The organism is Priestia flexa, assembly GCF_021441905.1.
In the GTDB taxonomy this organism is placed as follows: Bacteria; Bacillota; Bacilli; order Bacillales; family Bacillaceae_H; genus Priestia; species Priestia flexa.
The window spans coordinates 1,955,314-1,966,622 of record NZ_CP090431.1 but is presented as its reverse complement, the minus strand read 5'-3'; the positions used below and the strand labels follow the sequence as shown (position 1 = coordinate 1,966,622).

The 11,309-nt window shown below is 36.4% G+C and carries 10 protein-coding genes; 8 read left to right on the top strand and 2 right to left on the bottom strand.

Annotation, left to right across the window (positions count from 1 at the left end; translation table 11 throughout):
* The first annotated feature begins 173 nt into the window (after positions 1 to 173).
* The 6 genes from LZP85_RS10120 to LZP85_RS10095 all read left to right on the top strand — a co-directional run bounded on the left by LZP85_RS10120 (position 174) and on the right by LZP85_RS10095 (position 7,364).
* Positions 174 to 1,175 (top strand): LacI family DNA-binding transcriptional regulator, encoded by a 1,002-nt coding sequence (locus tag LZP85_RS10120; protein ID WP_025907922.1) that lies wholly within the window; start codon positions 174 to 176, stop codon positions 1,173 to 1,175.
* A 317-nt stretch (positions 1,176 to 1,492) separates the two neighbouring features.
* A complete protein-coding gene (locus LZP85_RS10115; RefSeq protein WP_025907921.1) occupies positions 1,493 to 2,314 on the top strand; it encodes a sugar phosphate isomerase/epimerase family protein in 822 nt (273 codons plus the stop codon).
* A 131-nt stretch (positions 2,315 to 2,445) separates the two neighbouring features.
* Positions 2,446 to 3,627, top strand: a complete 1,182-nt coding sequence (locus LZP85_RS10110) for a levoglucosan dehydrogenase (protein WP_025907920.1) — start codon at positions 2,446 to 2,448, stop codon at positions 3,625 to 3,627.
* A gap of 183 nt (positions 3,628 to 3,810) precedes the next feature.
* Complete coding sequence (locus tag LZP85_RS10105; RefSeq protein ID WP_119543892.1) at positions 3,811 to 4,989, top strand: Gfo/Idh/MocA family protein; 1,179 nt, start codon at positions 3,811 to 3,813, stop codon at positions 4,987 to 4,989.
* A complete protein-coding gene (locus tag LZP85_RS10100) occupies positions 4,986 to 5,957 on the top strand; it encodes a sugar phosphate isomerase/epimerase family protein (protein ID WP_119543891.1) in 972 nt (323 codons plus the stop codon). Before LZP85_RS10105 ends, LZP85_RS10100 begins: the two co-directional genes overlap by 4 nt.
* A gap of 129 nt (positions 5,958 to 6,086) precedes the next feature.
* On the top strand, positions 6,087 to 7,364 hold the full coding sequence (locus LZP85_RS10095) for an MFS transporter (RefSeq protein ID WP_025907917.1): 1,278 nt from the start codon (positions 6,087 to 6,089) through the stop codon (positions 7,362 to 7,364).
* Between the two features lie 667 nt (positions 7,365 to 8,031).
* On the opposite strand, the gene hxlB is transcribed toward LZP85_RS10095, so the two are convergent.
* Both hxlB and hxlA read right to left on the bottom strand, forming a co-directional pair.
* Complete coding sequence (hxlB, locus tag LZP85_RS10090; protein WP_206833815.1) at positions 8,032 to 8,589, bottom strand: 6-phospho-3-hexuloisomerase; 558 nt, start codon at positions 8,587 to 8,589, stop codon at positions 8,032 to 8,034.
* Positions 8,590 to 8,596: 7 nt separating this feature from the next.
* Positions 8,597 to 9,244 carry a 3-hexulose-6-phosphate synthase gene (gene hxlA / locus LZP85_RS10085; protein ID WP_224840224.1) on the bottom strand — a complete coding sequence of 216 codons (648 nt, stop codon included), beginning with the start codon at positions 9,242 to 9,244 and terminating at the stop codon, positions 8,597 to 8,599.
* Between the two features lie 223 nt (positions 9,245 to 9,467).
* Here hxlA and LZP85_RS10080 point away from each other — a divergent pair, with 223 nt between their 5' ends.
* Both LZP85_RS10080 and LZP85_RS10075 read left to right on the top strand, forming a co-directional pair.
* Entirely contained in the window at positions 9,468 to 9,830 is a 363-nt protein-coding gene (locus LZP85_RS10080) for a transcriptional activator HxlR (RefSeq protein ID WP_234562214.1), read from the top strand.
* Between the two features lie 211 nt (positions 9,831 to 10,041).
* Positions 10,042 to 10,893, top strand: coding sequence for a YitT family protein (locus LZP85_RS10075; RefSeq protein ID WP_206833630.1), 852 nt, complete (start codon positions 10,042 to 10,044; stop codon positions 10,891 to 10,893).
* Positions 10,894 to 11,309 lie beyond the last annotated feature (416 nt).

Here is an 11,309-nt window from a genome sequence, read left to right as displayed (position 1 = left end):
GTGCTGAGTTTTTTTAATTTGTTGTTTTTTTGTTTATATGGATAAAAACGACGCTTAAAAGGAAATTTAAAGAGTTTGAATCTCAGAAAATGTTGTCTGAATCCAATTAGACAATATTTTTGTATGCGATTACAATTCTGTTATAGAAAAGAACAAGAAAAGAGAGTCGTAAAATGGTGCGAATAATAGATGTAGCAAAAAAAGCAAATGTTTCAACTGCTACAGTGTCAAGAGTACTAAGTAAACCTAACACTGTAACGGAAGAAACGACTGAGAAAGTATTACAAGTAATTAAAGAATTAAACTATCAGCCAAATGCATTAGCTCGCCAGTTAAGAACATTAGAAACCAAAACCATTCTAGTCATTGTACCTGATATAACAAATCCTTTTTTTTCTAAAGTATTAAGAGGAATTGAGTCTGTAGCCGTCATAAACGGATACCAAGTTCTGCTTGGGGATACGGGCAATGATTTGGAAAGAGAAAATGGGTATTTAAACATACTTCTCCAAAAAAAAGCTGATGGAATGGTTTTACTAACAGCGAGAATGAAATCGAAGAACATTGAGGAAATGGCTCTCAAATATCCTGTAGTTTTGGCATGTGAATATATAGAAGGTTCAGCCATCCCCACCGTTTCTATTAATAATATCAGTGGGGCTCAAAAAGCAACAGAATATTTGGTTAAGTTGGGACATAAAAGGATAGGATTTATATCAGGTCCTCTAGATGGAGTGATAGGACAGGATCGATTAAAAGGATTTTATCAGACAATGGCACGATACAACCTGACAGTTGAGTCCATTCTAGTGCAGGAGGGTAATTTTTCTTATGAAAGTGGTTTCAATATAATGAATCAATTTTTGGGTCTTAATCATCCTCCAACAGCCGTGTTTGCAGCAAATGATGAGATGGCATTTGGAGCTATAAATGCTATTTCTTCAAAAGGATTAAGTGTTCCACATGATATTTCCGTAGTAGGATTTGATGATATAAAATTTTCATCTATTTTCAAACCGGCTCTTACAACCATCTCACAGCCAGCTTTTGAGATGGGCACGATGGCAATGAAATTACTTATAAAGTTGATGAATAAGGAAGAAATTGAAAGACATCAATACCTAATGGAAAATCAGCTTATCATACGTGATTCATGCTCAACACATATTTCATAAGGGAATAAGAGTTCTTTTGAAAATGTATCTGATGATTTAAATCTTCTTGTTTTTTAAAAAATTAAGATGTAATCGATTACAAATGGATTTTTAGTTTAGATTTCTGATAGGTATAATCGAGTACAAGTACAGATAGTAAAAACACCTTCTTCTTATAATAAATTAAAAAATACAATCTTTGTCTAGAATACTTTGTAATCGATTACATGTATTTTGGTCCAATTATTTCTTATCTAAATTAATTTAGGGAGGTGATGAAATTCCAGTATTAATACACCATATACGCATAAGGAATTTTTAAAGATAGGGGAGAAACCATGAAACTAGGATATCAGACAAATACGTGGGGTGGGGTAGTAGGGCACCCTGCCGGAGTCACTTCGATAAAAGACCTTTATTACCTTGCAAATGGATCAACAGAAGAAGCTTTAAAAGATATTGCAGAAGTTGGATATAAAGGATTTGAAATATTTGACGGAAATCTAATGGAATTTAAAGATAGAAAAGAAGAGTTTAGAGCATTGCTGAACCGTTACTCTTTAGACTTTATTGGAGTTTACACTGGAGGGAATTTTATTTTCCCGGATATTTTGGAAGAGGAATTATTAAAAATTGAAGAGGTTGCAGCTCTTGCTTCTGAACTAGGAGCGCAGCATCTAGTAATTGGCGGAGGAGCTATCCGTACGAATGGTATTTTAGAAAGCGATTACGCTGATTTAGGCAATGCTCTTAATCGAGTAGTAGTAATTGCAGAGAAATATAATCTTATTCCAAGCTATCACCCGCATTTAGGAACAAACGTAGAGGCCCCAGACCAGCTGGACAAGTTAATGGCACTAACAACGATTAATTTATGTCCGGATACAGCGCATATCGAAGCAGGTGGAGGGAATCCGGTAGAAGTAATTAAAAAATATGCAAATCGCATTAAATATATTCATTTCAAAGATTATTATAATGGAGAATTTCTTCCTTTAGGAGAAGGACATCAAAAGTTTGACCAGATGATCCAAGTGCTGAATGAGATTGGGTATGATGAATGGCTTACAGTAGAATTAGATAGCTATAATGATCCGAAAAAAGGAGCAGAAATCAGTTTTAATTTCTTATTAAGTTTTGAAACGGCAAATAAGTCTTAAGATCAAGAAGAAAGTAGCAGAGATAATATATTAGGAACTTGAAGCCTAATTTACCATAACGATATAGCAGATGTTATTTAAAAGATAGTAGATTCGAATAAATAGACTACTTTCATAGGAGGAGAATAAAAATGAAAAAGTTAAACGTAGGTATGATTGGCGGAGGATTTATGGGGAAGGCGCATGCACTTGCTTATGCAGGTATGCCAATGTTTTTTTGGCCAGCACCAGCAATTCCTCAACGACACACAGTCGTTGATGTGACCGAAGAGTTAGCAAAAGATGCAGCAGAACGTTTAGGGTTTGAAAACTATTCATCTGATTGGAGAAAGGTAGTAGAAGACCCTGAAATTGATATTATTGATATTGTAACACCAAATGACTCTCATGCAGAGATTGCCATTGCAGCTGCCAAAGCAGGTAAACATATCATTTCAGAAAAACCGTTAGCACGAACTGCAGCAGAAGCAAAAACAATGCTTGACGCAGTAAAAGAAGCAGGTGTTAAACATATGGTCGCATTTAACTATCGCAGAACACCAGCCGTTGCTCTAGCAAAAAAATATATTGAGGAAGGAAGAATCGGAAAGATTTTAAACTTCCGAGGCACATACCTTCAAGACTGGTCTGCGGATCCTAACTCGCCTTTATCATGGCGCTTCCAAAAAGAACGAGCTGGTTCAGGTGCATTAGGTGATATTGGAACACATGTGATTGACTATGCAAGATATCTTGTGGGTGACATTTCAGAGGTAATGGCTATTGCAAAGACATGGATTGGTGAAAGACCGATTCAAAGTGGCGGTGTAGATAAACTAGGAACTGTAAAAGCAGAAGCTGATGTACCAAAAGGTAAAGTTGATGTAGACGATGAGTTTTCAACTTTAATTAAATTTGATAACGGCGCAGTTGGAAGTATTGAAGCGACTCGTAATGCCTGGGGTCGCAACAACTTCTTAACATTTGAAATTCACGGAGAGAAAGGTTCATTATACTTTAACTATGAACGCCGTGATGAGCTTCAAGTATGTTTCTCCGATGATCCAAGTGACAGCCGCGGATTCAGAACGGTTTATACAGGACCTGCACATCCATATGGAGAAGGTCTATGGCCAATCCCAGCATTAGGGATTGGCTACGGGGAAACAAAAATTATTGAAACATATGATTTCCTCAAATCAATCGTTGAAGATACAAGCGTATCACCAGATTTTGAAGACGGTTATCAAATCGCCGTTATTTCAGATGCTATCCTTGAATCAGCTGAAAAAGGTATATGGATTAATCTTACAGAAAATTTAGTGAAAGCTTAAATATTAGTTTAGTAGAGGCTAGTCCTAGTAGACTAGCCTTTATTAGAAATGGAGTTGTTGATTTGTGATTCGGATCAATAGAGACAAGTCAACAAACGGCTATAAAGGTTTTAATTCTCTTTTTAGCTACTACGGAAGTAACAGAAATCATGGAAAATACAGTTTATTAAGGTGGAGAAAGAAATGGAAAAAATAAAAGTTGGAGTTATTGGGACAGGGTTTATTGGGCCTACTCATATTGAGGCTATCAGAAGACTCGGTTTTGTAGAAGTAGTTGGATTAGCAGAACATGGTCAGGAAGTAGCAGAAAAAAAAGCGGTTGAACTTGGAATTCCGAAAGCTTATGGGGATTATCGTGACATGTTAAAAGACAGTGATATTCAAGTTGTTCATAACTGTACACCTAATCATCTTCACTTTCAAATTAATAAAGAAATTATTCAAGCAGGCAAACATGTGTTATCGGAAAAACCATTAGCTATGTCTAGTGAAGAGTCTGCCGAGCTATTGAAATTAGCTAAAGAGCACCAGGTCGTACATGGCGTAAACTTTAACTACCGCCAATTTCCGATTGTAAAACAATTAGAAACGATGATCAGAAACGGTGAGTTAGGGAAAGTCAACTTAGTACACGGAAGTTATTTACAAGACTGGTTATTGTTCGAAACAGACTTTAATTGGCGTTTAGCTCCCGAAGTCGGAGGGAAATCACGAGCGGTAGCAGATATCGGTTCTCATTGGTGTGATACAGTTCAATATGTAACAGGTAAAAAAATCGTCGAAGTTTTTGCTGATCTAGCAACTGTTATACCAGTAAGAAAAAAATCTACTTCTCAAGGATCTACTTTTGGGGGACAAAAAGGACAAGAAGAAACATATGAAGATGTTCCGATTAACACAGAAGACTATGCATCTGTTCTTGTACGTTTTGAAGACGGGGTAAAAGGCTTATTTACTGTGTCTCAAGTAAGTGCAGGGCGAAAAAATAGGCTAAGCTTTGAAATCGCTTGCAGTCAAAATTCTGCTTTTTGGAATCAAGAAGAACCAGAAAAGCTGTGGATTGGCTATCGAGATCAACCAAATCAAACTCTTCTTGCAGATCCTACTTTATTTAATCCTGAAGCAAAATCGTCCATTCATCATCCAGGGGGCCATAATGAAGGCTGGCCAGACGCATTAAAAAATGGATTGTTGAATTTCTATACCTTTATTCGAGAAGGTAAAAATCCTTTAAGTGATAAAGCCACTTTCGCGACATTTGAAGATGGACATATGTCCATGTGCATTACCGACGCCATTTTAGCAAGTCATGAACAACAAAAATGGATGAAAGTGAAGGTAAAGCAGGAGGTACGTGCATGAGATTAGGGGTGTTTACAGTTCTTTATCAAAATTTACCTTTTGAAGAGATGCTGGACAAACTATGTGAAATGGGTGTAGAGGCCGTTGAATTGGGCACAGGCAATTATCCAGGAAACAGTCATTGTAATCCCGATGAATTACTAGAGAACCCAGAGAAATTAAAAAGATTTCAAGTTGCCCTTACAAGTAGAGGACTTACAATAAGTAGTCTAAGTTGTCATGGCAATTTACTGCACCCAAATAAGATGGTTGCCAAAAAGGCTCATGATGTGTGGAGAAAAACAGTTTTATTAGCTGAACGTTTAGAAGTGCCGGTGATTAATGGATTTTCTGGGTGCCCGGGTGACCACCCAGGTGCCAAAAATCCGAACTGGGTAACCTGTTCTTGGCCGCCGGAATATACGGAAATCCTAGATTGGCAGTGGAATGAAGTAGTCATTCCTTACTGGAAAGAGGAAGTGAAATTTGCAGAGTTACACGGTATCCATCAAATTGCGCTTGAAATGCACCCGGGGTTTGTTGTGTATAACCCTGAAACTCTCTTGAAATTAAGAGAGCATGCTGGGCCAAGTATTGGAGCTAATTTTGATCCAAGCCATTTGATTTGGCAAGGGATTAATCCAGTAGAAGCCATTAAAAAACTTGGTCGAGAAGAGGCTATTTTTCATTTTCATGCAAAAGATACGTATTTGGATCAGGCAAATATTAGTGTTAATGGAGTATTAGATACAAAACATTACAGTGATACTTTGAATCGTTCGTGGACATTTAGATCCGTAGGATATGGGCAAAACGAAAAAGTATGGAAAGATATGGTGAGTGCGCTTCGTGCGGTAGGATATGACTATGTGATATCCATTGAACATGAAGATCTGCTAGCTTCGTTAGATGAAGGATTAAGTAAGGCCATCTCTTTATTAAAAGGCGCACAATTTAAAGAACAATTAACTGAAATGTGGTGGGCGTAACAGTATATTTCCTATGTAGTTAATGATAAATACCTGGTTGGGTATTTATCATTAACCATTGAAGAGAACCATCTAATGAGTAAATGTGACTATCAGCATTGTTAAATATATAATTTTGAGGTGATTAAAATGAATGCGATTTCAAAAAGAGAGCAAAACACCAAAGGTATTCCATCAGCTATGATTTGGGGCTATATCGCAACTCTAATTTTTATGGTAGGAGATGGTCTCGAACATGGTTGGCTTTCACCGTATCTTATTGAACAGGGCTTAACTGTTCAACAATCTTCTACTCTCTTTGCAGCATACGGAGCTATATTAGCAATCGCCTCCTACTTTTCGGGTGTCCTTACAGAAGCATGGGGACCAAGAAAGGTTATGATAGCAGGCTTGGTTATCTGGTTAATAGGTCAAATTCTTTTTATTGAATATGGTCTAAAAACGCATAATTATGCAGTTATGTTACCGACTTATGCTATTCGAGGATTTGGTTATCCTTTATTTTGCTATTCGTTTTTAGTTTGGATTACCTATCGCAGTCCTGACCGTATTTTAGCTACGGCAATAGGTCTATTTTGGGCAGCATGGAGTGGCGGTCTTTATGTTGTTGGAAGTTATTTTCCAGCTTATATGATTCCGAAAATCGGATATATCGGATTAATGTGGAGTGCGGTCGTATGGGTGTTAATCGGTGGGATAATTGGAGTTGTTGTTGTAAAAGGCCAAGTACATGAACGTGAGGGTAACGGAAAGGAAAAATTGAAAAGTTTACTCAGTGGACTAACTATTTGTATTGAAAAGCCAAAAATCGCAATAGGAGGAGTTGTTCGTATAATAAACTCGACCGGCGTAGGTGCTCTTCCAATCTTTTTCCCTCTATACTTGTCCTCTGAATATGGATACAGTACAGAAGAATGGTTACAAGTATGGGGAACTATGTGGGTGGCCAATATCTCTTTTAACTTAGTCATTCCCTATATCAGTGACAAATGGTTAGGTTGGCGAAAAACAATTATGTGGATTGGCAGTGTCGGTTGCGGTGTAATGACTCTGGTTATGCTTTATACTCCTCAAGTGTTCGGGCATAATTTTTGGGCATTAACTGTGGTAGGCATATTTTTTGGAATCGTTCTATGTGGTTATGTACCACTCTCTGCTCTAGTAAGTTCACTAGCACCTGAAAAGAAAGGCTCAGCTATGGCTATTGTAAGTTTTGGGGCTGGAATGTCTTACTTTATTGCACCTGCAATTGTAGGAACATTCATTGGTAGCATAGGTGTACACGGAGTCATGTGGATATTTGCTGGTTTGTATTTTGTTAGTGCTATTTTGATGGTATTTATGAAATTACCAGGTGAAGAAAAACAAAACAAGAGCAGTTATTCATCTGCGAAACAAGTCGGTTGAAAGTAAGGACAATCAATATGGCAGACAAGCTTTTATACTGTTTTAACGAAGTACTTAAGTGGTAGATATCATATAACAAACATAATAAAAAAGTCCTTGAAATTCAAATAATTTCATGGATTTTTTTATTTTCCTAATGGACAAGTTAACAGGTAAATTCTTTAGAGATGTTAGCAATGCATGAGGTATTTTATACTCCCAGTTAAAGAATCTCTGCCTAAAGTGTATGAATCGAATGAGATAATTGCAGAAATAAAGTATCCATCGTATTAAGGTTGTTCATATGCAAAATTAATAAATAACTCTTCTTTCTTAGCTCTTCTGCTCTAATTCTTAGTCAGCGATTTCCTCCACATTTAATGAAGCAATTACCTATTTGCTCTTGTAGAGTAAAGCCCTCTTTTTTGATGTGTTTCTTCTATGTACGGAAATGCCGGTATTATAAGCGATGTGAACGAGAAGTACTTAAAAGTAAAATTTAAAATAATTGTAGGGGTTTGCGATTTTATATGAATGGGGATGAGCCGCGGAAATTGAACGGAAGCAAGCCCATTTTGACATCATTGTTAATAATAACAAAATGATGTTTTAAAGACTCACCAAAAGACCGCAAAGTTTCTTTAGAATGTCTGCGGTCTTTTGGTTATTACATTCTTAGGACTATGTTTTATTCAAGATTGGCATGTCTGCCATACATCTTATTGGTATCTAATCCCTTTTTCTCCATGAATCTCAAGATGACGGCATCATAAAAAAGTAAAAGAGTCTGCTCAAATAGTGAGCCCATTGGTTGGATGGTTTTATAATCGCCCTCTGATTGGTCTTTCGGTGATCCAGGCAATTTAATGGTGACATCTGCTAACTGCCCAATAGTGGAAGCAGGGAATATCGTGACAGTTGCAATTTTACCACCAATGCTTTTTGCTTTTTCAGCCATGGAGACTAAGCTTTTTGTTTCACCGGATCCCGATCCGATGATTAAGATATCGTCTTTTTCAAAGTTGGGAGTTACCGTTTCACCGATTACATAAGAATCAATTCCCATATGCATCATCCGCATGGCGAAGGATTTGGCCATGAAGCCTGATCTGCCTGCACCGGCGACAAAAACCTTTTTCGATTCAAGTATCCCGTTGACGAGTTTTTCAGCTTCTTCATCTACGATTAAGTCAGCTGAATGATTAAGCTCTTTTAAGATTTCTGCTAAATAGTGAGTCGTCTGCATCTTAGGATTAACCTGCTGTAACCGTTTGTTCTTTGATCATTTGTTGCATTTTGGCAGCAGCAGCTTTTATATCAGCTTGTCCAGTAATCCCGCCACCTACAATGACAAGGTCTGGTTGTACTTTGATGACTTCTGGAAGTGTATTTAATTTAATACCACCTGCGATTGCAGTTTTAGCATTTTTTACAACACCTTTGATGGTTTGTAAATCTTCAAAAGAGTTCTTTCCAACTGCTTGAAGATCGTAGCCAGTATGAACACAAATATAATCAACGCCCATAGCGTCTACTTCTTTTGCACGTCCAGCAAGGTCTTTTACAGCAATCATATCAACAAGGATTTTTTTACCTTGTTTCTTCGCTTCTTCAACAGCACCTTTGATTGACATATCTTCAGCAGTTCCAAGAATAGTGATGATATCTGCACCTGCTTCAGAAGCTTTCATCACTTCATATCCAGCAGCATCCATAATTTTCAGGTCTGCTAATACTTTTAAGTTAGGAAATGCTTCTTTTACTGCCTTTACAGCATGAAGACCTTCATTGATTACAACCGGCGTACCGATTTCAACGATATCAATATGTTCCTCTACTTGTTTTACCAGCTCAATTGCTTCTGGGATGTTGACTAAATCTAATGCTAATTGTAATTCCATCTATGTTCCACTCCTCATCATTTTTTAAATGTGTTGCACAGTAGTAATAATGCCCATTGCTCACTTTCATTTCTCCTGGCAACTGTAACCAATGCTCTTGTTAACAATGGTACAATGTTAGTATAGTATGTATATTAAAAATGTGAAAGTACGTACTTTACTTTTACATAGTGTTAAAAAGTATACTATGTTTATTCTATTTATAGAAGTGGTGGTGAAACAAATGTCATGTATGCAGGACAAAATGTTTAATTGTGAAAAAGAATTAACGCTTTATGTTATTAGCAGTAAATGGAAAATGATGATTTTGTGGCATTTAGGAAAAGAGGGAACGAAGCGATTTGGTGAGCTGAAGGCTCTTATGCCGGGCATTACTCAACGAATACTTGTTAACCAATTACGCGAGCTAGAAGAAGACCTCATTGTTGAACCAAAAGTCTATCCTGTTGTTCCGCCAAAAGTAGAATATTCATTGACCGAACAAGAAAAAAGCTTAATGCCAATACTCGATTCCATGTATAAATGGGGTGAAAACTATATGGAGAAGATGGATACCCCTGCCAATAAAAGTGCGTCTATTAAATAGCAATCGTTCTAAAAAGAGGGGATTAAAACCACAAGTAGACTTTTAATAAGTCAAGACCTGTGGTCTTTTTATTTGCAATGATCCAATGCATAAGAGAAATAAAGGAGTACAATCTGGAAAAAGGTAAATAATATTCCTGTGTTGTAAAGGATTATAGCTGAACTGTTTTATAGTAAGGAATCAAGAATAATACATATTTTGAGGTGAGATGATGAAAAAAATTGTTGAGTATGTTTTTTTAACTTTTGGGGCGTCAATCGTTGCTATGGGATTAGAAACGATGTTAGCACCAAACGGGTTAGTAGATGGTGGTGTAACAGCCTTATCGATTATGGTCAATGCTTTATGGGGAATCCCAATTTATTTTGTATTTTTGGGCTTGAATATTCCTATCTTAATTTTTACAGCTAAAGAAGTGGGTAAAACCTTTGTCATTAGAACTCTATATGCAAATATCATTACTACCGTTGGTTTAGTACTATTTAAATCGATTCCTCCTATTACTCAATCTGAAGTATTAATTGTTCTATACGGCGGGGTAATCTTAGGAGTTGGGATAGGAATCGTTGTAAAATTTGGCGGTGCAATAGATGGCACTGAAATGCTGGCGATTTGGTTTAACCAACACTATCAAATTCCAATTGCCTCATTTTTATTAGTCGTAAATGCTTTCATATTTACGATTGCGGCGGTTGTCTATACATTGGAACAGGCCATGCTTTCTCTGGCAGTTTTTTATATAGTGACGAAAATGATTAATTATGTTTTAGATGGATTAAATCATGGGAAATCTGTCATGATTATTTCAGAAAAACCTGATGAAGTTGGAGATAGTATTATCAATCATTTAAATATCAGCATCACATTTTTATATGGAGAAGGAGGTTTTTTAGGAAAAAAAAAGAAGGTTATTTATTGTATTACGAACAGGTTTCTTTTTTCTAAATTAAAAAGTGTTGTTTTAGCAACAGATCCATCAGCTATTATGGAGGCGTCCTATGTTTGTGAAACATCTGGTATAGATAGGTCGCTTATACTACCGAAAGCAAATCCTTCTAAATAATAAAGCTTAATATATGCTTATATTAGGTAGCCACAGTATATCCCCATTATAAACCAATTCGCAAAGGTTTGATAAATGCCTGTGCAAACGAAAAGAGCAAAGAGTCAGCAGTAAGCAAAAACATTACAACGAGTCGTGACCTCAAGGATATTCCTTTATTTATCATGAATCGATAAAACTATTTTTAAAATAATGACTCTAAGGAAATTTTGAAAGATCCTCGTAAATAACGAAGATCTTTTTATTTTCAATCCTCTAACTGAAAATCTCACAACACCATATAGTATATAAAAGTATACTAAGTGAATTTTTAAACATTATATAATAAAAAAGTGCGTACTTTTAATTATTTGTCGTAAATATTATACTAACATCAATGCTGCAACCAATCTTTTTTAAGTGACAATTGTTAAGAT